Below are 23,357 nucleotides of genomic sequence, written 5' to 3' on the forward strand. Positions count from 1 at the left end.
CAGGTTAAGCCAGCTTAGCCAATAGCGCCTTAGTCACGGGTGCGGGAAGGAAAGGGGTGATATCGCCGCCGTGGCGTGCCACTTCCTTCACCAGTGAAGAAGAGATAAACGACCATTTCTCTGATGGCATCAGAAACACACTTTCCAGTTTTGGCATCAAGTGGCGGTTCATGTTTGCCAGTTGCCATTCATACTCGAAATCCGAAACTGAACGTAAACCCCGTACTAAAATATTCGCATTATTCTTTTTGGCGAACTCCGCCATCAGTTCACTGAACCCCAACACTTCAACATTCTTGAGTGACGCAGTCACCTGCTTGGCCAAGGCTACCCGTTCGTCGAGGGTAAACATCGGTTTTTTGCTGGAACTGTCGGCGATAGCCAGAATCACATGACTGAACATCGCTGAGGCCCGTGTCACTAGGTCCAAATGCCCATTAGTCATTGGGTCAAACGTCCCAGGATAGATGGCTTTGGTGGTCATGAGTTCTCGCCTTTCTGATGTTGATGGCTCAATGCCCACAGAGCCGCATATTTATTAAAGGTATATTGCGCGTTAACCACCGCCAACAAGAACCCTTGTTTACCATCGAGGAAACCGGCACGGAACAACCATGTCTTACAGAATGCCCCGAGAGTATGGCTAAGAATTGAAAAATAGCTGCAACTTTTGCCTTGTTGATGGCGTTGGGTCGCCCATGCTTCAGCGTAATTGAGCTGTTTACGTTGGAATGCAAAGAAATCACGGCAAGTCAGATGCAGCAAATCACCCGCCAAGGGGATAACTTTGGCAGAGCCACTGGCGAGTGATTCATGAACTAAATCGTCGTTGTAACGGAATTGGTGATGCGGATATAACCGGGTGACTCTATCGGGATACCAGCCGCTATGGCGCATAAAGCGGCCTAAAAACAGATTCCGTCGAGCACAACTATAAACGGCACCCTCTGCTGGGGCCAATAGCACCGCTTCGATTGCCGCTTTTAGCTCAGGAGTCACACGTTCATCAGCATCCAGCATTAGAATGTAGTCACCACTGGCATATTGCTGGGCTAATTGCCGCTGTTTGCCATAACCGGGCCATTCCGTGTTGCTATGCACTTTCGCGCCATATTGTTGGGCCAGAGCAACGGTTTCGTCTTCACTGCCTGAATCTAATATGACTATTTCATCAGCCCAGCTAACGGATGCCAGACAATCTGCCAGCAGTGAGGCTTCATTCTTGGTGATCATCACAACTGACAGACGTTTCTTGGTACTCATTAGTGGCTCCGTTGCGGCAGGTAAGGCTCCAGCAAGTGTAATAGCCGTTGTAGCGCGCCCTGATTTTCATGCAATACATCAACTGCGTGGCGGCCATAATAGAGGCGACAATCTTCATCAGTCAGCAACATCGTGATCTCTTTCACCAGCGACAAGGTGTCGGTGACGGTAATCAGCCCCTCGGCCTGTTCCAGCTTGGCACAGATGTCTTTAAAGTTAAACGTATGTGGCCCCATCAGCACGGGTATCGCATGGGCCGCTGCTTCCAGCGGATTATGACCACCACGTTCAACCAGACTGCCGCCTACAAAGGCCAGATCGGCAATGCCGTACAGCAGCATCAACTCGCCCATGGTATCGCCAATCACGACTTGTGTACTGGCGGAAGGGATTTCGCCTTTGCTGCGTAAGGTGTAACTCAACCCCGCTTTTTGTGTCAGTTCGACCGCTTTCGGGAAACGCTCAGGGTGACGTGGTACCAGAATCAGCAGTAATGTTGGGAAGTGTTGCAGTAATTGGCTATGGGCGTCCAGCAAAATGGCTTCTTCGCCATCATGGGTGCTCGTCGCTATCCACACCGGACGATGTGCTGCCCATTGGCGGCGTAATGTTACCGCTCTGGCGGCTAATTCAGGGGTGACAGAAATATCAAATTTTAGGCTACCCGTTACCGTCAGTTGTGAACGTCTAAGGCCTAACTCAATGAAACGATCGCCATCTTCTTGATTTTGTGCGGCGATCAGCGTGATACGTTGCAGCATATTACGGATAAAACTGCCGATCTTTTTGTAGCCAGCGGCAGAGCGGGCAGATAGGCGCGCATTGGCAATCACCAGTGGTATTTTGCGGCGATGCAGTGCATTTATCAGGTTTGGCCACAGTTCTGTTTCCATGATAATGACCAGCTTTGGATTGACCTGATCCAAGAAGCGATTCACAGAGCCGGGGAGATCATAGGGCAGATAAACGTGGTGAACGTCTTTGCCAAAAGCGGACTGGACACGCTCGGAGCCCGTGGGTGTCATGGTAGTCACAGTGATGGGCAATGACGGGTAGCGGTGACGTAATGCCCTCACTAACGGGATCGCAGCCAGTGTCTCACCGACTGAAACTGAATGCAGCATGATGCCGCCAGCAACAACTTTACCGGCACAAAAACCATAACGTTCTCCCCAGCGCTTGCGATAAGCGGGGGCTTTACGGCTACGTAACAGCAATCGTAACCAAATCAGAGGTTGAATAAGGTAGAGTAGTACCTGATATAAACGCAGCAACATTCTATCAATTTCATTTATATGGATTGCTAAGAATAATACCATATTTGTGTAAGAAAGGCTCTTTTCGACTGGGCCACGCGGATAGCCAGAATAGAGCCAGGCTATTCATAAAAAAGAATATAATTTTTTAACAATTTCAGTAAATGAAGGCCGTAAACTTGATTTAATAGACTCAATAATGAGAATGGGTTTCATTAGTGTCTGTGGGCAATTAACGATGTGGCGGTAGATGCTGTCCGCTCATGCACTGGAGGTGTTTCTGCCTGATATTAGGTATTAACCCAGTGGGTTATCGGTGGGTAATTAGCGTTACGTTTTATCGGTAATGTATTTCGTTATTAACCACGTAGGCAGAGAAATTTATGCGGAATTATTCGCAATATGTGAGTGATTTGATTTTCTCAATTACTTAAATAATTTATTAGTAATATTTAACAATCACAAAGCCGACAACAACCGACCCTGATATTTACCAGAGCCGTTTGTTATTACAGGATAAATACTGATTGGCGAAAATTTAAGCGCAAGTACATCACGGAAAATAAGGAGTTATCGCTTATCAAAGCAATGTTTCCAATCGCGCCATAATGGTTTCAGCGGTAATGGTATCCATGCTTTTTTGTTCAGAAATAACGGCGATTTGATTTTCACCGTAACCGCCAATCAAGCCAGGATCGGTGGGGCCGTACAGCGTAATGTTGGGACGACTCAGTGCTGCGGTGAGATGACTGAGGCCAGTGTCAACGGACACCACCGCTTTTGCGCCCGCCAAAACTTCGGCCACCTGCTGGAGGCTGAGTTTAGGCAATACCTCAACATGAGGTGCATGTTCCGCTAACCGCAAAGCGCGTTGATACTCATGATCTGCGCCCCAAGGTAGTTTGATTTTTAACCCTGTTGGGGCCACCAGTTCAATCAGTTGCAGCCAGTGACTTTCAGACCAGTGTTTGCTGTCGCGAGTTGTCGCATGCAGGAAAACCAGATACTGACCTGCATCGGCGGGTAATTGGCTTAAAAAGCGTGGTGCGATGGCGTAATCGCCATAACTTTCTGGCTTGGCATAGCCCAGACTTTTGGCAAACAACTGGCGTGTACGCTCGACCGCATGTTGTTTGGGATCAATCTCATGACGGCAGTTGTAGAACCAACTGGCAAACGGCTCGCGCGCGCTTTTGCAATCCGCACCATGTTTGATGCCCTTGGCGATACGGGTAATGAGCGCAGCACTTTTAATCAGCCCCTGCGCATCGATCACCAGATCATAACTGCGCTGCTGCACCACACGTTTAAAATCACAGCGTTCCTGCCGGGTGTCAGTGCCAAACCAGTTTTTGCGCCAACGGCGGATAGCCACTGGAATCACTTTGTCCACCGCCGGATGCCAAGTAGGGATCTGGCTGAAGCCCTCTTCGACCACCCAGTCAAAGCGAATGCCCGGAATGGCATGCATGGCGTCTGTTAGCGCGGGCAACGCATGTAAAACGTCACCCATGGAAGAGGTTTTAACGATCAATACGTGCATTAATCCTCCTCTTTGGCTGAGCATTTTTGCGCGGCAAGCTGCTTCTCAAGTGCATCCATCACCAGCTCTGGCTGGATATCAATCAAGCTCTGATGATAGCCCTGCGCGCTATCGCCTTTGCGCACTTTTTGATAACCGGTAATCAGGCGAATAACAGTGGCTTTGTCAGACAGGGGCGGGGTGAAATCTGGGCTGCTTGGGCCGTACAGGGCGACCAATGGCTTATTTAATGCGGCGGCTACATGCATTAAACCGGAGTCATTACTGACCACCGCGCTACAGGCGGCAATCAGCACCACGGCTTGTTCCAGCGATGTTTGACCCGCCAGATTGAGGCAATATTCGCGCGCATCTTCGCCCAGCGCCTGACGAATCTCCTCGCCAGCTTCATTGTCTTTCGCCGAACCCAATAAGAGGACTTGATAGCCCGTATCAATCAGTTTCTGCGCCAGTGCGGCGTAGTGATAGTGTGGCCAGCGTTTCGCTGGGCCAAACTCGGCTCCGGGGCAGAATCCAATAATAGGTCGGTTATCCGTCAGATTGAATGATGCGGTGATTTCGGCGATCTCTTCGTCGCGAACCTGCAATTGCGGCCAGAGCAAAGGCTGCGGCAAATCAGCGGCCGACTGAATACGTTCTTTATCATAGGCCAGAGCAACATAGCGCTGGACCATCATAGGGAAGGCTTCTTTATCGAGAATGCGCATATCATTGAGCAAGAAGTAGCGCATCTCGCCACGCCAGCCAATACGTTGCTTAATGCCTGAAAAATAAGGGATCAGGGCAGATTTAAACGAATTTGGCAGAACATAGGCACGATCATAACCAGTTTCACGCAAGGCCAGACCCAAGCGGCGTCGCTCGTCAAAAGCAAAAGCCCCATGCCCTAATGGCATTGGGATTGCGTGGCGCACTTCCGGCATTCTGGCCAAAAGCGGACGGCACCACGCGGGTGCCATCACATCAATATCTGCTGCCGGATATTCGGCCTTCAGGGTGCGGTAAAGACTTTGCGACATCATCATATCGCCAACCCAAGAAGGGCCGATGACCAGTATTTTCATACCGTTTATCAATTCCTTGCAGCAAGTGATTTAGATCGGGCGATTGAGCCACGCCAGATATTCTTTGACGCCTTCAGCGACAGTTTTGAACGGCTTGTCATAACCGGCGGCACGCAAATTAGTGAGGTCAGCTTGCGTGTATGCCTGATAGCGGCCTTTCAGTTTTTCTGGGAATTCAATGTATTCCACCGGCCCGCTGTGATGGAAATCCACCACGGCATCGGCGACCGCCTGGAAGGATTCCGCGCGACCGGTACCGCAGTTGAAAATGCCGGAGACGCCGTTTTGCCAGAACCACAGATTAACGTCCGCCACATCACCCACATAGATGAAATCACGTTTGAAGTTTTCACTGCCGGAGAATAACTTAGGATTTTCCCCTGCATTGATCTGGTTATTCAGGTGGAAAGCGACACTTGCCATGCTGCCTTTGTGGCCTTCGCGTGGACCATAAACGTTGAAGTAACGGAATCCACAAATCTGTGAATCAGCTTGCGGTAGGATCTCACGCACATACTGATCGAATAAGAATTTGGAATAACCATAAACGTTAAGGGGTTGTTCGTACTGGCGATCTTCGATGAAGTTATCAGTACGCCCGCCGTAAGTGGCCGCAGAAGAGGCGTACAAGAAAGGAATGCCGCGATCCAAGCAGAAGTGCAGGATATCTTTGGAATACTGATAGTTGTTATCCATCATGTACTTGCCATCCCACTCGGTGGTGGAGGAGCAGGCACCTTCGTGGAAGATCGCGTCAATATCACCCATATCATCACCGGCAACAATGCTGGCAACAAAATCTTCTTTATCCATGTAATCCGCGATATCCAGATCAACCAGATTGACGAATTTAGTACCGTCTTTCAGGTTATCCACGACCAAGATATCTTTATAACCGATATTATTCAGTGCCTTAACAATGTTGCTGCCAATAAAGCCGGCGCCGCCAGTGACGATAATCATCAGGTTCACCCTTGTTAATTTGCTTGGTCGGGCACAATACCCGACACGCTAGTTGGCGTTATCATAACATTTCATCGGATAGCGCACAGCCGGAAGGGGGTTAATCTCTCGTTTTCTATGCTGCTTTAGGATTGTTCACCGTGATATGTGCTGCATTTTTTGCAATATAAGACAAGGTTGCTCGTCAGTTCACTCAGCAGGCAGTAAAATGTTAGGCGAAACTGCCAATTCTGGAGATAACTGAATGTCCCTGCCTTCTGAGAGAAACCCGTTTTATCAGCAACTAGAACAACAACTCAAAACTACCCGTGCTGAAGGGTTGTATAAAAACGAACGGATCATCACTTCTGCCCAGCAAGCCGATATTTCTGTCGCTGATGGGAATCGCGTAATTAATTTTTGCGCCAATAATTATTTGGGCTTGGCAAACCACCCGCGACTGATTGCGGCGGCCAAAAAAGGCATGGATACTCATGGCTTTGGCATGGCCTCAGTGCGTTTTATCTGCGGTACTCAAGACACACACAAAGAGCTTGAACAGAAGCTCGCCAGTTTCCTCGGTATGGAAGATGCCATTCTCTACTCCTCTTGTTTTGATGCCAACGGCGGCTTGTTCGAAACTTTGCTCGGGCCAGAAGATGCCATTATCTCTGATGCGCTGAATCATGCCTCCATCATTGATGGCGTGCGGTTATGTAAAGCCAAGCGCTACCGCTATGCCAACAACGACATGAGCGGGCTGGAAGCACAGCTAAAACAAGCCAAAGCAGAGGGCGCGCGCCATATTATGATCGCCACTGATGGCGTGTTCTCCATGGACGGGGTGATCGCCAATCTGAAAGGCGTCTGTGATTTAGCCGATGAATATCAGGCACTGGTGATGGTCGATGACTCCCATGCGGTGGGCTTTGTCGGTGCTAATGGCCGTGGTACGCATGAATACTGCGAAGTGATGGATCGCGTTGATATTATCACCGGCACCTTAGGTAAAGCGCTGGGCGGGGCATCAGGGGGTTACACCGCTGGCCGTAAAGAGGTGGTTGAGTGGTTGCGCCAGCGTTCGCGGCCCTATCTGTTCTCAAACTCATTAGCGCCAGCAATTGTTGCGGCTTCAATTGAAGTGTTATCACTATTGGAAGACGGTGCTGAACTGCGTGATCGTCTATGGGCGAATGCCCGCTTATTCCGTGAGAAAATGAGTGCAGCCGGTTTCACCTTGGCCGGTGCCGACCATGCCATCATTCCTGTGATGCTGGGTGACGCGACATTGGCGCAAGAATTTGCCAATGCCTTGCTGAAAGAGGGGATTTACGTCACCGGTTTCTTCTATCCGGTGGTGCCAAAAGGTCAGGCTCGTATCCGTACCCAGATGTCGGCAGACCACACGACAGAGCAGGTCGAGCGGGCTATCGAAGCCTTTGTGCGTATTGGTAAGCAACTTAACGTTATTGCGTAAGGAATGTCATGAAAGCTCTGTCCAAACTGAAAGCAGAAGAAGGTATTTGGATGACCGATGTGCCACAGCCAGAGCTGGGCCACAACGACATCATGATCAAAATTCGCAAAACCGCTATCTGTGGTACTGATGTGCATATCTATAACTGGGATGAGTGGTCGCAAAAGACGATCCCCGTCCCTATGGTGGTCGGCCATGAGTATGTGGGTGAAGTGGTCGCCATTGGTCAGGAAGTGAAAGGCTTTAATATTGGTGACCGGGTGTCTGGCGAAGGCCATATCACCTGTGGGCATTGCCGTAATTGTCGTGGGGGGCGAACCCACCTTTGCCGTAATACTGTGGGTGTCGGCGTGAATCGCCCCGGCTCTTTTGCTGAGTTTTTGGTCATTCCGGCCTTTAATGCGTTCAAGATCCCAGACAATATCTCTGACGAGTTAGCCGCCATTTTTGACCCCTTCGGCAATGCCGTGCATACCGCCTTATCCTTTGATTTAGTGGGAGAGGATGTATTGGTTTCCGGCGCTGGTCCGATTGGTATCATGGCTGCCGCTGTCTGTAAGCATGTGGGCGCTCGTCATGTTGTCATCACTGACGTGAATGAGTACCGCTTGGATTTGGCGCGCAAGATGGGTGTCACGCGGGCGGTTAACGTCAGTAAAGAGAACCTGAATGACGTGATGGCTGAGCTGGGCATGACGGAAGGTTTTGATGTGGGCTTAGAGATGTCAGGTGCACCACCTGCGTTCCGTTCATTGCTTAACTCAATGAATCATGGCGGGCGTATTGCGATGCTGGGAATACCTCCTTCTGATATGTCCATCGACTGGAATCAGGTGATTTTCAAGGGGCTGTTTATCAAAGGAATTTATGGCCGCGAGATGTTCGAAACCTGGTACAAAATGGCAGCACTGATTCAATCCGGCTTAGATTTAACCCCGATCATCACTCACCGTTTCTCTATTGATGAGTTCCAAGAAGGCTTTGATGCCATGCGTTCAGGGAAATCAGGCAAGGTAATCTTGAGCTGGGATTAATATTTCCTGCGTCTTTGACGTTACAAATCATTTGACGTTATAGAATCAAAAGCGGGGCAACCAGTTGATGGTTGCCCCGTTTGTTATTAGCCAATTACGGGTTATCCGTTTTGGGCTTCTCCACTTTTGGAATATCGATTTTCGGTGCATCTGCTTTCGGTTCATCAACCGGCACTGCGGGGGTTGACCGCGTAAAATAGCGCTGAATAAAGCTTACCGCCGGGCTTTGCATCAGGCTCTCGCCAATGACGCTAAACATCCTGTCTGCGTAGATTTTTTCTGGTACGTAGCGGGCTTTCGCGTTGCATTGCTTGATGGTTTTCAGGCGATCGTTTTTCGCCGGATCACGCGGTTTTGACTTGCCCGGTGAGACAGCGCCACTGCCACTATTATTGTGTACTGGTTCATTGAGCAGTGCGCTGGGCCTGACCAAGACGATGTCAGACGGCAACTGAGGTAACATCTGTTGCAGCACTTTAATGGTCGCAGGATGCGGGTGCCCGATAGCAATGGCTGAGCCATTTCGGCGCGCCAGTTCTACTGCGCGGTTAAACTGCTGGCGGATCGCGGCTTCATTTTGTGAGTCATCCAAAAAGACTTTGCGCTTAATCACTTTGACGCCAGTGCCTTCGGCGGCTTTGCTGGCTTGACTATTGCCAATAGTCACGCTGTCGAGGAAATAGAGCTGATAGTGTTCCAGCGCCTGCATCACTTTCTGCATACCCGGCAAACTGGAGGTCATCGCGCTGCCCATATGGTTATTCATCCCTTTCGCATAAGGAACGTTATTCACGGCTTGGCGAATGATGCGCTGAATCTCTTCGCTACTCATTGATGGCTGCAATGTATCGCGCTCCAATGGCTGCTTGCTCAGGGGGGCCATTGGCAGGTGAATCAGGATTTCACGCCCTTGATTATGGGCTTTGACCGCCATCTCTCGGGCGTAGGGGGCATTAGGCAAGATGGCGACTGAAATCGGCAGCGGCATCTGCAACACCTTGTTTTCATTCTGGGGGCGATAACCAAAGTCATCAATCACGATTGAAAGTTTGCCCGCCTGTGCGGCGTTGGCGATCACTAGGGTGCTTACGATGATAAATAGGTGTGCGTTGAAATAGCGCAATAGGTGGTGCTCCCTAACGTTGTTCTCTATCTTCCTAACCAAGGCTGTGGGTTTACAGCTTGCCCCTGACGGCGGATTTCGAAATAGAGTGATGGCTCACCTTGACCGCCGCTGGTGCCAACAAGCGCGATCGGCTGACCGGCTTTCACTTGAGCACCGACATTGACCAGCGCACTCTGGTTGTAGCCATACAGACTCATATCCCCTTTGCCGTGCTCGATCACCACGACCAGCCCATAGCCTTGCAGCCAGTCTGCCAGCAGCACTCGTCCATCTGCTATCGCTTTGACTTCACTGCCTTCTGGTGCAGAGATAACCATACCTTTCCAGCGAAGTTCCCCTTGCAAGGATTCACCGAAGCGATGGGTCACATTACCTCGCACTGGCCAAACCGCTTGGCCACCAGGGCGACCGAGGCCACCGGTTCGCGCCATTAATGAGCGCTCACTTTCACTTGGCTTATAGCTCGAGCCGGTTTTCTTGGCTTGCTGCTCTTTGGCTTTCACCTGTTCACGCACGCGGGCGGCCTCTTTCGCTTCCCGCTCTGCACGGGCTTTGGCTTCCCGTTCTGCTTTGGCGATCTGATCGCGCAAACGTGATTCGTTCAGTTTTAACTCCGCCAGACCTTGCTGATCTTTTTCCAGCGAGGCTTCCAGCGAGGTTAGGGTCTTCTTGCGCGCAGTCCGCGCCTGCTCCAGCTGCTGTTGCTGGTTTTTTTGCTCATCTAACAGCGATTTTTGCTGATTTTGCTTCTGTTCTAGCGTCTTTTTCTCAGCGGAGAGATCCGTGCGAGTCTGTTTCAGCTCCTCAATGGATTTTTGGCGGGCTTCATTGAGATAACTGAAATAGGCCAAAATACGCTCACTGCGCTGACTCTCTTCACCACTTAAAATAAGCTGTAAACCACTGTGCTGGCCTTGCTTAAAGGCGGCATCAAGTTGTTTTGACAGTATATTTTGTTGTTGGGATTGCTGGCTTTGCAGTTTAGCAATTGAGGCGGTGAGATGAGAAATTTCTTTGTCTAACGTGGTCAGGGTACCTTGGGTGTCACGCAGGCTACGACTGGCCTGAGCAATGGTATTCTCCTGCTGTTTCAACTGATCCAACAATGAACTGCGTTGCTGTTTTTGTTGCTGAACACTTTTTTCTTTCTCAGCGATATCCTGCTGAAGTGTTTTTAGCTGGTTCTTGTTCTCTGCTGTTTTCGCGGTCGCAGGAGCATCGGCGGCACTGACGGATAATGGCAATAGCAATACGCCAGCGCAAAAAACGCTGGCGTACAGTGCTGACCATGGACGACGTACAAACTTATTTGGCAACAGAGAGATTAACTCTTTGCTGCCAGTAATGACGTCGGCCGAAGCCATTGATATCGTGAATGTCGCTTTTTCCTTCATAACGAAGGATTATTCCACGATGAACAGCGGCTTACCAGTCATCTCTTGCGGGATTTCCATTTCCATCAGTGACAGCATGGTTGGTGCGATATCAGAAAGTTTGCCACCTTCAACCGCTTTCACCCCTTTATTGCCAACGTAAATCAGTGGCACAGGCAGGCTGGTATGGGCAGTGTGCGCCTGACCGGTTGCTGGGTCGCGCATCTGTTCAGCGTTGCCATGGTCAGCGGTGATCAGCAATTGACCGTCAGCAGCCTTTACTGCCGCAACCACTTGCTCAATGCAATTATCCAGTGTTTCTACTGCTTTCACTGCGGCATCATAATCACCGGTATGGCCGACCATATCGCCATTTGGATAGTTACAAATGATCACATCATATTTGCCGCTGCCAATAGCCGCGACCAGCTTTTCCGTCAGTTCTGCTGAGCTCATTTCAGGTTGCAGGTCATACGTCGCCACTTTCGGCGAATTAATCAAAATGCGGTCTTCACCTTTAAATGGCTCTTCAACGCCGCCGTTATAGAAGAAAGTCACGTGAGCATATTTTTCAGTTTCTGAAATGCGCAACTGAGTTTTGTCATGCTTCATCAGCCACTCACCGAAGGTGTTCTCCAGTGATGCCGGTGGATAAGCACAGGCGACTTTGATGTCCGCAGCGTATTCCGTCAGCATGATGAAATCGCCGAAGTTAATCACTTTATCGCGTTTGAAACCGTCGAAATCGGCGTTAACAAAGGCGCGGGTAATTTGACGGGCGCGGTCAGCACGGAAGTTCATAAAGATTAATGCATCGCCATCGTTCATGGCGGCATCAGCTTCACCTGCTGCTTGAATCACAGTCGGCTTAACGAATTCATCATTTTCATTGCGGGCGTATGCAGCTTGCAGGCCAGCGACGGCATTATCTGCGGTGAACTCGCCTTTTGCTTGCGTCATCAAATCGTAGGCCAGTTGCACACGATCCCAGCGGTTATCACGGTCCATGGCGTAGTAACGGCCAATAATCGACGCGATGCGGCCTTTGCCCAGCTCGGCAAACTTCTCAGTGAATCGTTTCAGCGAAGACTCAGCACTGCGTGGCGGGGTGTCACGGCCATCAAGGAATGCATGCAGGTAAATGGCGGTCGCCCCGCGCTTAGCGGCTAACTCAACCATGGCAAGAATATGGTCTTCGTGGCTATGAACACCACCAGCAGAGAGCAGGCCCATGATATGAACCGCTTTGCCTGCTTTAACCGCTTTATCAATGGCGGCGGTCAGGGTCAGGTTGGTGAAAAAGTCACCGTCTTTGATCTCTTTGTCGAGGCGGGTCAAGTCCTGATAGACAATACGGCCAGCACCCAGATTGACGTGACCGACTTCAGAGTTACCCATCTGACCATCGGGCAGACCGACATCCAGACCAGAAGCAGCAATCAATGTGTGAGGTTGTTGCTGCCATAAACGGTCCATAACCGGCGTTTTGGCGTTCAGAATGGCATTATCCTGCTGTTCTTCGCGGTGACCGTAGCCATCCAGAATAGTCAGAACCAGTGGTTTTTTAGTGCTCGACATTGCATAACCTCTTTCTTGTTCTATTGGGTATATATGTAGAAAGGCGGTAATTTACTATAAAACCGGTTAAAAATAGCCCAAAGAGATCAACATTGGTGCGGGGTTTTGCGTAAAAATCATTATTTAGGCGACAAAACTTCCCGAGACTGCTCGCAGTTTCTGCAATAGCGCTTGCATATTGGCTGTATTTGCCGCATCGCGCAGGTATACTCTGTGGCCTTGAATATTATCCCCTAACTAACGGGAGTTTTTACCCCCATGTTGCAAGAGATTATGCAATTCATTAGCCAGCATCCAGTTTTGAGTCTGGCCTGGGTGGCGTTACTCGTCGCCGTGATTTTCACCACCTTCAAAAGTTCTCTCTCCAAAGTGAAAGAGATCACTCGTGGTGAAGCGACGCGTCTGATTAACAAAGAAGATGCGGTTGTGGTTGATATCCGCACACGTGATGATTATCGCAAAGGTCACATTGCCAGTTCCCTTAATTTGCTTCCGAGCGACATTAAAAACGGTAACCTGGCTGATTTGGAAAAGCACAAAGCACAGCCTATTATTGTAGTTTGTGCCACAGGAACCACCTCCCGTGCTTCTGCTGACCTGCTGAATAAAGCCGGTTTTGAGCGGGTGTTTACCTTGAAAGAGGGTATCTCCGGCTGGAGTGGTGAGAATCTGCCACTGGCACGCGGCAAGTAATTACGATACAAATTTCGCTATATCAATAAATTATGAAGTTAACTGAGGTGTATCCATGGCGAAGATTGAGATTTATACCAAAGCAACCTGCCCGTTCTGCCACCGTGCCAAGGCACTGCTGAACAGCAAAGGTGCCGCTTTCCATGAAATCGCAATTGATAATGACCCGGCCAAACGTGAAGGGATGATTGCTCGTAGCGGACGGACGACGGTGCCTCAGATATTTATTGATGGGCAGCATATCGGCGGCTGTGATGATTTACACGCCCTGGATGCGCGCGGTGGGCTAGACCCGCTGCTTTAACTCGTCAGTGGGCCAAAGTCATTAATGGAAAGAGCCCACGGCGGCAGTGCAGTTTAATAAGGACGTCTAACTTTAGGGTATCTATACACATGTCAGAACAAAACAACACCGAGATGGCTTTCCAGATCCAGCGTATCTACACCAAGGATATCTCCTTCGAAGCACCTAATGCTCCGCAGGTTTTCCAGCAGGATTGGCAGCCAGAAGTTAAACTTGATCTTGATACTGCTTCCAGTCAGCTGGCTGAAGATGTGTATGAAGTGGTACTGCGTGTAACGGTCACTGCCTCTTTAGGCGAAGAAACTGCATTCCTGTGCGAAGTTCAGCAAGGCGGTATCTTCTCCATCGCAGGTATCGACGGTACCCAACTGGCTCATTGCTTAGGCGCATACTGCCCGAACATTCTGTTCCCGTATGCTCGTGAATGCATCACCAGCTTGGTATCTCGTGGTACTTTCCCACAGCTGAATCTGGCACCGGTTAACTTTGATGCCCTGTTCATGAACTATCTGCAACAGCAGGCTGAAGGCGAAGGTGCTGAACAACGTCAGGATGCCTGATGAACACCATCAATGCTTCAATGACTGTCATCGGTGCCGGATCTTACGGCACCGCATTAGCCATTACGCTAGCGCGTAATGGCCATCAAGTTGTGTTATGGGGTCATGACCCTAAACACATTCAGGTTCTGCAACAAGATCGTTGTAACCAAGCTTTCCTGCCCGATGTGCCTTTCCCTGATACTTTGCTATTGGAAACGGATCTGGCACGTGCGCTGGCAGCCAGCCGTGATGTCTTGGTCGTCGTACCAAGCCATGTCTTCGGCGCAGTCTTACATCAGTTGAAACCGTATTTACGCAAAGATGCGCGTATCGTCTGGGCAACTAAAGGGCTTGAAGCGGAAACAGGGCGCTTGCTACAAGATGTCGCGCGGGAAGTGTTGGGTGAGAGTATCCCACTGGCTGTTGTTTCAGGCCCCACTTTTGCCAAAGAGCTGGCCGCTGGTTTACCGACCGCGATCGCCCTGGCCTCAACTGATGCGAAGTTCAGCGAAGACCTGCAACAGCTGTTGCACTGTGGCAAAAGTTTCCGGGTCTACAGCAATCCTGATTTTATCGGGGTGCAGTTGGGCGGAGCGGTTAAAAACGTGATTGCGATTGGTGCGGGGATGTCTGATGGTATTGGCTTTGGTGCTAATGCCCGTACTGCGCTGATCACCCGTGGCTTGGCTGAAATGACACGCTTGGGTTCTGCATTGGGCGCGGATCCCTCCACCTTTATGGGCATGGCAGGATTAGGGGATTTGGTGCTAACCTGCACCGATAACCAATCCCGTAACCGCCGATTTGGTATCATGCTGGGTCAGGGCTTAGGTGTACAAGAAGCGCAGGACAAAATTGGTCAAGTGGTTGAAGGTTATCGCAACACCAAGGAAGTTCTGGCATTGGCGCAGCGTCATGGTGTCGAGATGCCAATAACCGAGCAGATTTATCAGGTGTTGTATTGCCAAAAAAATGCCCGCGAAGCGGCATTGACTCTGTTGGGTCGGACCAAAAAAGATGAAAAAAGCGGCATCTAGCCAATGAGGCTATGTGCCTGCAATAAGATCGGGGCTGAAATAAAATAATAACGATATATCCAACGTCACTGAGGCTGTGGCCTTAGTGAGTCAGGATATCAGTTGCTTCGGCCGTTCCCCGAAGTGACCTGTTTATGGGCAGGAGTATGCAATGTCGTCAGAAGAGTTAGAGCTGGTCTGGAGTAGCATTAAATCAGAAGCCAGAGCACTGGCTGAGTGTGAACCGATGCTGGCAAGTTTTTTTCACGCGACATTATTGAAGCATGAAAATTTGGGTAGTGCGCTGAGCTATATTCTGGCGAATAAACTGGCTAATCCAATCATGCCGGCGATTGCCATTCGTGAGGTGGTAGAAGATGCCTATCGCGCGGATGAACAGATGATTGTCTCTGCTGCTCGCGATATTTTGGCTGTACGCCTGCGCGACCCCGCTGTTGATAAATACTCCACGCCGCTGCTGTACCTCAAAGGTTTCCACGCGTTACAGGCATACCGTATCGGGCATTGGTTGTGGGCGAAGGATCGTAAAGCGCTGGCTATTTACCTGCAAAATCAAGTGTCTGTCGCTTTTGGTGTCGATATCCACCCTGCGGCGACCATTGGTTGTGGCATCATGCTTGACCACGCCACCGGTATTGTTATTGGTGAAACTGCCGTCGTTGAGAATGATGTCTCTATCCTGCAATCCGTCACCCTTGGCGGTACCGGTAAAACCAGCGGCGACCGCCATCCGAAGATCCGCGAAGGTGTGATGATTGGTGCTGGTGCGAAAATTCTGGGGAATATTGAAGTCGGGCGTGGTGCCAAAATTGGCGCGGGGTCAGTGGTGTTACAATCCGTCCCCGCCCATACCACCGCCGCTGGCGTACCCGCTCGCATTGTAGGTAAACCAGAAAGCGATAAACCCTCGCTGGATATGGATCAGCACTTCAATGGGGTCGGACACGGTTTTGAGTACGGCGACGGCATCTGACCCCCTTCGTCCTTGAAACTGTCGCTGTGCTAGTTGTCTTGCTGAGACGCCAATGCCTTTAGGTATGCAGTTTTGATGTAGTTTCTTTTATCGCCATAAAGCAACTATTCAAGCTGATGACAAACCCTAATGACTCGATCTGGAATGGTGAGGACTGACTGAAGAGTAAAGCGTCCGCGCCATCAGGGGTGATTTTACGGCATCTTTACGATCCGTCTGTTCTCTCCGCTGCTGGCACTGGGTCAATAACCTCAACTACTCTTTCAGTAACGCACCCGGATAACCCAACTGCCGCCAGGCTTCATACACCACCACCGACACGGCATTGGACAGATTCATGCTGCGGCTATCGGCCTGCATCGGAATTCTAATTTTCTGTTGAGCGGGTAATGCATCCAGCACCCTAGGCGGTAAACCTCGGGTTTCAGGGCCAAACAGCAGGTAATCATTCGCCTGATAGCTGACGGCGCTGTGGGCGGGTGTCCCCTTGGTGGTCAACGCAAATAAACGAGCAGGTGTTGCCCCGGCAGATTGCGCGCCATCGAGGTTTTCACTGTCCAAAAAGGCTTGGTAATCATGGTGATGCTTGATGCTGGCAAACTCATGATAATCAAGACCCGCGCGGCGTAAGCGTTTGTCATCCCAGGTGAAACCCAAAGGCTTAATCAGATGGAGTTGGCAACCGGTATTCGCACATAACCGGATGATATTACCGGTATTGGGCGGGATTTCGGGTTCAAATAAAACGATATTAAGCATATGTCCCCCAATAATGAGGGGCGCAGGATATCAGAATCCCCCTCTCAGTGCAGTGGTTGCCGATGCGGGTGGCGTAAAACAAAATTTAAAAGCAAGGAGCGGAGAGTGCGAGTCGTGGTTATTTTATATGCTGGCCGCCACAGTCAGTATGAATAGGGGATTCATCATGTCATCAGCCAAAGGATCGATCGACAACACGCAGGACCCACGCTGGGTCGCTGTGATGACGCGGGATAAAGCCGCCGATGGTCAGTTTGTTTATGCGGTGAAAACCACTGGTATCTATTGCCGACCCTCTTGCCCATCCCGCCGGGCCAAAGCCGAACACATTGAATTCTTTGCCGATAATCACGCCGCAGAGCAAGCGGGCTATCGGCCTTGCAAACGTTGTCAGCCGACACAGTTGCCACTGGCGTTGCAGCACGCAGAAAAAATCAGTCAGGCATGCCGCTTAATTGAGCAGGCGGAAACGCCGCTGAAGCTTGATGAACTGGCCGCTGAACTGAATCTCAGCGCTTTTCATTTTCATCGGCTGTTTAAGACCATGACCGGACTGACCCCTAAGGCCTATGCCAATGCGACGCGAAGCGCCCGTGTTCGTGATCAATTGGCTGGGGAAGGCTCGGTCACTGACGCTATTTTTGATGCCGGCTATAACGCCAATGGCCGATTTTATGCGCAATCAAATCAGCTCTTGGGGATGACGCCGACCCGTTATCGCAACGGTGGGCGCGATGTGACGCTGCGCTTTGCCGTCGGTGAAAGTGCCCTTGGCGCGATTTTGATGGCGAAAAGTGAGCTGGGCATCTGCGCTATTTTGTTGGGTGACTCACCCGCGCCACTGGTGCAGCAGTTGCAGGATAAATTTCCGCAGGCGGAGTTAATCGGTGGTGATGCCGAGTTTGAGCAATGGTTCGCGCAGGTGGTGGGATTGGTTGAGGCACCCAAGTTCGGCCTTGATTTGCCGCTGGATATTCAAGGTACTGCTTTTCAGCAGCGGGTATGGCAGGCGCTGCGGCAGATTCCGGTCGGTGAAACCGCCAGTTATGCCGATATTGCCGCTAAGATTGGCTCACCGAAAGCCGTGCGTGCCGTGGCTGGCGCTTGCGCGGCCAATATGCTGGCCGTCGCCATTCCCTGCCATCGAGTCATTCGCCAAGATGGTGCATTATCAGGTTATCGTTGGGGCATTGAACGCAAGAAGCAGTTACTGGAAAAAGAGGGTGCAGTGGTGATAGCCCATGATCTGCCCGATCCAAAATGATCGGGCAGCAAGCTATACTCTTAAGTCATTGCTGTGGCAGTTAACACCTTGCCACTTCAAAAACTAAGCTTTAAGGGGATGCAGTGGCAACCAAAGTACCAGCCGCAGGCCACCTAATGGACTGTCCTCCGCCCGCACCCAACCGCGATGCTGATTGACGGCAGTTTCAACAATCGCCAGTCCCAAACCTGTCCCGCCTGATTCACGATCTCGGGCTTCATCCGTGCGATAGAACGGCCTGAATATCTGCTCACGGTCATCTGGGCTCACCCCTGGCCCATCATCATCAACAATGATAGTGACACCATGATTATCCGAGCTGAATGCCACCGCAATGTGGTGATGGGAATAACGCAGCGCGTTACGCACGATATTCTCCAGCGCACTGTCAAGGGCCGCAGGGTTGCCAAATAAGGTCCATGGCCCCGGTGGTGATGTCACCTCCAGTGTTTTACCCATTTGGTCAGCTTCAAACTGGGCGTCTTCCAGTACGTCAGACCACAAATCATTTGCTTTAATCGGCTCGCGATGCAACTCGTTTTTGTGCTGACTGCGAGATAACACCAGCAAATCATTGATCATGCTATCTAACCGCTGGGCTTCCATTTCGATGCGCTCCAGTTCTTTCCCTTCACCATGGCGGCGGCGCATCAGCGCAGTAGCTAGTTGCAAGCGGGTTAGCGGGGTGCGTAGCTCATGGGAGATATCAGAAATCAGCCGTTGTTGGGCCACCACCATCCGATCGAGCGCACTGATCATCTGATTGAAACTGGCACCGGTTGCCAAAAATTCTTGCGGCCCAGATTCCAATTCAGGGTGCTGTTTCAGGTTGCCCCGCGCGACATCATCGGCGGCATTTTTCAGCTTACGCGCTGGTTTTGCCAGACTCCACGCCAGCCACAATAGCAATGGCGAACTGATCAGCATGGTAGCAATCAAGAGCAGCAGCGGGCGGTCAAACATCAAATTGATAAAATCAGATTGTGGGCTGCTGGCTGGACGCAGCAGGTAGAGCTGATAATTATCTTCCCCATCACGGATAGAGAAGGGGCCGACCATCTCGACACGGCCATATTTTTTCTTTTTCGGTTGATCTGAGTTATCTGACTGGCCGATAAAGTTACGGACTATTTGCATTTCGTGGCGCTGAGCACCAATGACTCGGCCCTCAGTGGTCACCAACACCAAATGCTGACCCGGCGGTGCCCACTTCTCAATGGCGCGATAAAGTCTGCGCCACCACATGAGGTCATTGGCGGGATCGCTGGCCAATTCAGCTTCAATATGTTGCTCCAGCATCGTCCCCTGACGCTGTTCGCTCTCGAGCAAGGTGGTCATTTGACGCGAATCCAGCTTTGGCACCATCAGCACTAGCATCAATACCAGCGCTAAGGTAAACCAGAAAATAGCAAAAATTCGCGTCGTTAAACTGTTGATCATGTTTCGGATACCATCAGATACCCGCGACCACGTAGGGTTTTAAACCACGGCAGTCCATCTTTGCGATCCGGTAACTTACGGCGCAGGTTTGAAATGTGCATATCAATGGCGCGGTCAAAAGGCGTCAATCGTTTACCCAGCACTTCCTGGCTGAGATGCTCACGCGAGACCACCTGACCGAGATGCTGGGCCAGCAGGTAGAGTAAGGTAAATTCAGTGCCGGTTAATTCCAGCGATTGGCCTTCAAAGCTGGCCTCCTGACGGCCCGGATTCAATTGCAGGCAATCAACTTCCAGTATTGGTGCCCCCTGATCGACATTTTGCTGCTGTTCGCTCCAGTTAGAGCGGCGCAAAATGGCGCGGATACGTGCTACCAGCTCGCGGTCATTAAAGGGTTTTGCCAGATAATCATCCGCGCCTAGCTCAAGACCCAGCACCCGATCCAATTCACTGCCACGAGCTGTCAGCATAATCACCGGTGTCTGGTGATGTTGACGCAGCTCTTTGAGCGTTTCGATACCGTTCTTACGTGGCATCATAATATCAAGCAATAACAAGTCGATAGAACTGTCTAGCTGGTTCAATGCTTGTTCGCCATCATAGGCAACCACAACATTAAAGCCCTCCATTTCCAGCAACTCTTTCAACAACGACGTCAATTCACGGTCATCATCAACTAATAGGATTTTATGCATATTTATTTCTCCTCTTGACGCAAAATACGTTAACAATTGCCGCTATTCCATGACTTTACTTAGCTTTACATGCCCTGACTCCAATTTTACATCCAGCTGACGCATGTTTGCAGCCGGACCGATAGACTGCTTCTCAATGAATCGCATAGCAGTAAATCGCTTAGCAGATAGAAACCAGGAGTTAAATGATGCGCAAAGTAACTAAAGTCTCAACGTTAATCATGGCGTCAATGTTAGTTCTCGGCTCTTCAGCCGCCTTCGCCGCCGATAAGACCGAAGCCGCAGATGGCTGGTGCCACGGTAACGGTGACGGTGCGATGATGAACAAGAAAGACGGTCGTGGTCACCATAACATGTTTGACGGTGTGAATCTGACCGAGCAGCAGCGTCAGCAAATGCGTGACCTGATGCGCCAGTCTCGCCAAGGGCAGCCCCGCCTTGATGTTGCTGACCGTGAAGCCATGCACAAGCTGGTTACTGCCGATAAATTTGACGAAGCCGCGGTAAGAGCACAAGCCGAGAAAATGTCCAAAGATCAGGTTGAACGTCAGGTCGAAATGGCCAAAGTTCGCAACCAAATGTACAACTTGCTCACTCCAGAGCAAAAAGCGGCCCTGAATCAAAAGCACCAGCAGCGCATTGAGAAAATGCAGCAGGCGCCAGCAGCACAACCCTCTTCTGCCCAGAAGTAAGTAGTACCAAGTAATACCCTGTTTTCCTTGCCATAGACACCATCCCTGTCTTTCGCCCTCCATGATGGAGGGCTTTTTTTGTCACGCCCCCCAATTGCTCTCTCGCTGCAACTCAAATTATTTAGGGTATATACTAATAAGCCCTGAATATTATTCGGAATGAGTTTATGGACCCGCAATATGCGCGACTGGTTAAAGCTGCTGCGCTCAGTGCGACGGTGTTGGCCTCAATTTTACTGCTGATTAAAATTTTTGCTTGGTGGCACACTGGATCGGTGAGTTTATTGGCCGCATTAGTTGACTCGCTGGTGGATCTCGCGGCCTCGCTGACCAACCTTTTTGTGGTGCGCTATTCACTGCAACCTGCTGATGAAGAACATACTTTTGGTCATGGCAAAGCTGAGTCACTGGCAGCGTTGGCGCAAAGTATGTTCATTTCCGGTTCGGCGCTATTCCTGTTCTTGACCGGATTCCAGCATTTAGCGTCACCGGAGCCCTTGCAAGATCTCGGTGTCGGTATCTGGGTAACGTTAATCGCACTATTCAGTACACTGATATTAGTCACTTTTCAGCGTTGGGTGGTACGAAAAACCCACAGTCAGGCGATTCGCGCCGATATGTTGCACTATCAATCTGACGTCATGATGAATGGTGCTATCCTTATTGCGTTGGCATTAAGTTGGTATGGTTTTCATCGCGCGGATGCACTGTTTGCGTTGGGTATCGGCGTTTATATTCTCTACAGTGCATTGCGTATGGGTTATGAAGCGGTGCAAGCCTTACTGGATCGTGCTTTGCCTGATGACGAGCGACAGGAAATTATCGATATTGTGATGTCATGGCCGGGCGTGATTGGCGCTCATGACTTGCGAACCCGTCAGTCGGGGCCAACACGCTTTATTCAAGTCCATCTTGAAATGGAAGATATACTGCCGTTGATGGAGGCACATATTTTAGCTGAGCAAGTTGAGCGTGCATTGCTACACCGTTTTCCCGGCGCTGATGTGCTTATCCATCAAGATCCCTGCTCGGTGGTGCCGAAAGAGCGTCACGCGCATTGGGAACTATAATTGCTTAATAAATAAATGCTTCATTAACGACAGGTAAACTGTGGTTACATTAACGGTTCGTTCATGAAGAAAATACCGCTAAATGGCATGACTTGAATCAATTCAGCTTGGTGTTTTTGCTATAATATCCGATATTAAGCTCATAAAGTTGATTTTCTGTACTCTTCACCTGTGCAAGACATAAATCAGCAGATAACGCATTTTAAAAAATCGCATCTACAAGTTCAGAGGTAGTCATGGTCAAGAAAATCGGTGTACTAACAAGCGGCGGTGACGCGCCTGGTATGAACGCAGCCATTCGTGGGGTGGTTCGTGCCGCTTTGTCAGCAGGATTGGAAGTTTACGGTATTGAAGATGGCTACCTTGGCTTGCATGAAAATCGCATGAGAAAACTGGATCGCTATAGCGTGTCAGATATGATTAACCGCGGCGGTACTTTCCTCGGTTCTGCGCGTTTCCCTGAATTCCGTGATCCCGCAGTGCGTCAAGTTGCCCTTAAGAATATGGCAGACCGTGGTATCGATGGCCTGGTGGTTATCGGTGGTGACGGTTCCTATGCTGGTGCAGATTTGCTGACCAAAGAAGGTGGCATTCACTGTGTGGGTTTGCCGGGCACTATCGATAACGATGTGGCAGGGACTGACTACACCATCGGTTTCTTCACCGCCTTGGAAACAGTGGTCGAAGCGATTGACCGTCTGCGTGATACTTCTTCTTCACATCAGCGCATCTCTATCGTTGAAGTGATGGGCCGTTACTGCGGTGATTTAACTTTGGCTGCTGCCATTGCTGGGGGCTGCGAGTTTATCGCTATCCCTGAAGTTGAATTCAAACGTGAAGATTTGGTCGCTGAAATCAAAGCTGGCATCGCGAAAGGTAAGAAGCACGCTATCGTGGCGATTACTGAAAAGCTGGATGACATTGATTCATTGGCCAAGTACATCGAGAAAGAGACCGGCCGTGAAACCCGTGGCACTGTGTTGGGTCATATCCAACGCGGCGGCGCACCAGTGGCTTATGACCGTATTCTGGCTTCCCGTATGGGGTCTTATGCGGTTGATCTGCTGTTGCAGGATCATGATTTCACCCAAGGCGGCTTCTGCGTCGGTATACAGAACGAGAAAATGGTGCATGAATTAATCTCCGTTTGTATCGCGCCAGAGAACAAGAAAAGTAAATTCAAAGAAGATTGGTACGACACCGCGAAAAAACTGTTCTAAAACAGGCTATCA

General features: G+C 50.3%; 23 protein-coding genes. 11 read left to right on the plus strand and 12 right to left on the minus strand.

Annotation, left to right across the window (positions count from 1 at the left end; genetic code table 11):
- Nucleotides 1-4: 4 nt before the first annotated feature.
- From coaD to rfaD, 6 genes are all read right to left on the minus strand, one after another.
- Nucleotides 5-484 (minus strand): pantetheine-phosphate adenylyltransferase, encoded by a 480-nt coding sequence (gene coaD, locus ACZ76_RS09525; RefSeq protein WP_048618738.1) that lies wholly within the window; start codon nucleotides 482-484, stop codon nucleotides 5-7.
- The gene (locus ACZ76_RS09530; RefSeq protein WP_048618739.1) at nucleotides 481-1,263 is read right to left on the minus strand and encodes a glycosyltransferase family 2 protein; all 783 of its coding nucleotides are present in this window, start codon (nucleotides 1,261-1,263) and stop codon (nucleotides 481-483) included. The genes coaD and ACZ76_RS09530 overlap by 4 nt, the downstream gene beginning before the upstream one ends.
- Nucleotides 1,263-2,540, minus strand: coding sequence for a lipid IV(A) 3-deoxy-D-manno-octulosonic acid transferase (waaA, locus tag ACZ76_RS09535; RefSeq protein ID WP_048618740.1), 1,278 nt, complete (start codon nucleotides 2,538-2,540; stop codon nucleotides 1,263-1,265). The genes ACZ76_RS09530 and waaA overlap by 1 nt, the downstream gene beginning before the upstream one ends.
- Nucleotides 2,541-3,099: 559 nt before the next feature.
- The gene (gene rfaC / locus ACZ76_RS09540) at nucleotides 3,100-4,062 is read right to left on the minus strand and encodes a lipopolysaccharide heptosyltransferase RfaC (RefSeq protein ID WP_048618741.1); all 963 of its coding nucleotides are present in this window, start codon (nucleotides 4,060-4,062) and stop codon (nucleotides 3,100-3,102) included.
- Nucleotides 4,062-5,126 (minus strand): ADP-heptose--LPS heptosyltransferase RfaF, encoded by a 1,065-nt coding sequence (rfaF, locus tag ACZ76_RS09545; RefSeq protein ID WP_048618742.1) that lies wholly within the window; start codon nucleotides 5,124-5,126, stop codon nucleotides 4,062-4,064. The genes rfaC and rfaF overlap by 1 nt, the downstream gene beginning before the upstream one ends.
- Nucleotides 5,127-5,156: 30 nt before the next feature.
- Nucleotides 5,157-6,089, minus strand: coding sequence for an ADP-glyceromanno-heptose 6-epimerase (rfaD, locus tag ACZ76_RS09550; protein ID WP_048618743.1), 933 nt, complete (start codon nucleotides 6,087-6,089; stop codon nucleotides 5,157-5,159).
- A gap of 244 nt (nucleotides 6,090-6,333) precedes the next feature.
- Between rfaD and kbl the strand changes: the two genes are divergently transcribed.
- Together kbl and tdh are read left to right on the plus strand one after the other, a co-directional pair.
- On the plus strand, nucleotides 6,334-7,545 hold the full coding sequence (gene kbl / locus ACZ76_RS09555; protein WP_048618744.1) for a glycine C-acetyltransferase: 1,212 nt from the start codon (nucleotides 6,334-6,336) through the stop codon (nucleotides 7,543-7,545).
- An 8-nt stretch (nucleotides 7,546-7,553) separates the two neighbouring features.
- Nucleotides 7,554-8,579: an L-threonine 3-dehydrogenase gene (gene tdh, locus ACZ76_RS09560; RefSeq protein ID WP_004876921.1), complete on the plus strand. Its 1,026-nt coding sequence runs from the start codon at nucleotides 7,554-7,556 to the stop codon at nucleotides 8,577-8,579.
- Between the two features lie 94 nt (nucleotides 8,580-8,673).
- Here the strand turns inward: tdh and ACZ76_RS09565 are convergent, their stop codons facing one another.
- From ACZ76_RS09565 to gpmM, 3 genes are read right to left on the minus strand one after another with little or no spacing between them, the layout of a single operon-like run.
- Nucleotides 8,674-9,702 carry a divergent polysaccharide deacetylase family protein gene (locus ACZ76_RS09565; RefSeq protein WP_048618745.1) on the minus strand — a complete coding sequence of 343 codons (1,029 nt, stop codon included), beginning with the start codon at nucleotides 9,700-9,702 and terminating at the stop codon, nucleotides 8,674-8,676.
- 26 nt (nucleotides 9,703-9,728) lie between these two features.
- Entirely contained in the window at nucleotides 9,729-11,099 is a 1,371-nt protein-coding gene (gene envC, locus ACZ76_RS09570; protein WP_048618746.1) for a murein hydrolase activator EnvC, read from the minus strand.
- 9 nt (nucleotides 11,100-11,108) lie between these two features.
- Nucleotides 11,109-12,656 (minus strand): 2,3-bisphosphoglycerate-independent phosphoglycerate mutase, encoded by a 1,548-nt coding sequence (gene gpmM, locus ACZ76_RS09575; RefSeq protein WP_048618747.1) that lies wholly within the window; start codon nucleotides 12,654-12,656, stop codon nucleotides 11,109-11,111.
- Nucleotides 12,657-12,914: 258 nt separating this feature from the next.
- On the opposite strand from gpmM, the gene ACZ76_RS09580 reads away from it, so the two are divergent.
- The 5 genes from ACZ76_RS09580 to cysE all read left to right on the plus strand — a co-directional run bounded on the left by ACZ76_RS09580 (nucleotide 12,915) and on the right by cysE (nucleotide 16,205).
- A complete protein-coding gene (locus ACZ76_RS09580) occupies nucleotides 12,915-13,349 on the plus strand; it encodes a rhodanese-like domain-containing protein (RefSeq protein ID WP_048618748.1) in 435 nt (144 codons plus the stop codon).
- A 55-nt stretch (nucleotides 13,350-13,404) separates the two neighbouring features.
- A complete protein-coding gene (gene grxC / locus ACZ76_RS09585; protein WP_048618749.1) occupies nucleotides 13,405-13,653 on the plus strand; it encodes a glutaredoxin 3 in 249 nt (82 codons plus the stop codon).
- Between the two features lie 89 nt (nucleotides 13,654-13,742).
- Nucleotides 13,743-14,213: a protein-export chaperone SecB gene (gene secB / locus ACZ76_RS09590; RefSeq protein WP_005164715.1), complete on the plus strand. Its 471-nt coding sequence runs from the start codon at nucleotides 13,743-13,745 to the stop codon at nucleotides 14,211-14,213.
- Nucleotides 14,213-15,232, plus strand: coding sequence for an NAD(P)H-dependent glycerol-3-phosphate dehydrogenase (gene gpsA / locus ACZ76_RS09595; protein ID WP_048618750.1), 1,020 nt, complete (start codon nucleotides 14,213-14,215; stop codon nucleotides 15,230-15,232). The genes secB and gpsA overlap by 1 nt, the downstream gene beginning before the upstream one ends.
- A gap of 151 nt (nucleotides 15,233-15,383) precedes the next feature.
- Complete coding sequence (gene cysE / locus ACZ76_RS09600; RefSeq protein WP_048618751.1) at nucleotides 15,384-16,205, plus strand: serine O-acetyltransferase; 822 nt, start codon at nucleotides 15,384-15,386, stop codon at nucleotides 16,203-16,205.
- Nucleotides 16,206-16,460: 255 nt separating this feature from the next.
- Here the strand turns inward: cysE and trmL are convergent, their stop codons facing one another.
- Nucleotides 16,461-16,964 carry a tRNA (uridine(34)/cytosine(34)/5-carboxymethylaminomethyluridine(34)-2'-O)-methyltransferase TrmL gene (gene trmL, locus ACZ76_RS09605; RefSeq protein ID WP_048618752.1) on the minus strand — a complete coding sequence of 168 codons (504 nt, stop codon included), beginning with the start codon at nucleotides 16,962-16,964 and terminating at the stop codon, nucleotides 16,461-16,463.
- A 187-nt stretch (nucleotides 16,965-17,151) separates the two neighbouring features.
- Between trmL and ada the strand changes: the two genes are divergently transcribed.
- A complete protein-coding gene (ada, locus tag ACZ76_RS09610) occupies nucleotides 17,152-18,228 on the plus strand; it encodes a bifunctional DNA-binding transcriptional regulator/O6-methylguanine-DNA methyltransferase Ada (RefSeq protein WP_144413943.1) in 1,077 nt (358 codons plus the stop codon).
- A gap of 63 nt (nucleotides 18,229-18,291) precedes the next feature.
- Here the strand turns inward: ada and cpxA are convergent, their stop codons facing one another.
- Together cpxA and cpxR are read right to left on the minus strand one after the other, a co-directional pair.
- Nucleotides 18,292-19,668: an envelope stress sensor histidine kinase CpxA gene (gene cpxA, locus ACZ76_RS09615; RefSeq protein WP_048618754.1), complete on the minus strand. Its 1,377-nt coding sequence runs from the start codon at nucleotides 19,666-19,668 to the stop codon at nucleotides 18,292-18,294.
- Nucleotides 19,665-20,363, minus strand: a complete 699-nt coding sequence (cpxR, locus tag ACZ76_RS09620) for an envelope stress response regulator transcription factor CpxR (RefSeq protein WP_048618755.1) — start codon at nucleotides 20,361-20,363, stop codon at nucleotides 19,665-19,667. The genes cpxA and cpxR overlap by 4 nt, the downstream gene beginning before the upstream one ends.
- Before the next feature lie 188 nt (nucleotides 20,364-20,551).
- Between cpxR and cpxP the strand changes: the two genes are divergently transcribed.
- From cpxP to pfkA, 3 genes are all read left to right on the plus strand, one after another.
- Nucleotides 20,552-21,055, plus strand: a complete 504-nt coding sequence (gene cpxP, locus ACZ76_RS09625) for a cell-envelope stress modulator CpxP (RefSeq protein WP_048618756.1) — start codon at nucleotides 20,552-20,554, stop codon at nucleotides 21,053-21,055.
- 167 nt (nucleotides 21,056-21,222) lie between these two features.
- Nucleotides 21,223-22,125, plus strand: coding sequence for a CDF family cation-efflux transporter FieF (gene fieF / locus ACZ76_RS09630; RefSeq protein ID WP_048618757.1), 903 nt, complete (start codon nucleotides 21,223-21,225; stop codon nucleotides 22,123-22,125).
- Nucleotides 22,126-22,361: 236 nt separating this feature from the next.
- The gene (gene pfkA / locus ACZ76_RS09635; protein WP_048618758.1) at nucleotides 22,362-23,345 is read left to right on the plus strand and encodes a 6-phosphofructokinase; all 984 of its coding nucleotides are present in this window, start codon (nucleotides 22,362-22,364) and stop codon (nucleotides 23,343-23,345) included.
- Nucleotides 23,346-23,357 lie beyond the last annotated feature (12 nt).

Origin of the sequence: Yersinia aleksiciae (genome assembly GCF_001047675.1) — a bacterium.
GTDB classification, from domain to species: domain Bacteria; phylum Pseudomonadota; class Gammaproteobacteria; order Enterobacterales; family Enterobacteriaceae; genus Yersinia; species Yersinia aleksiciae.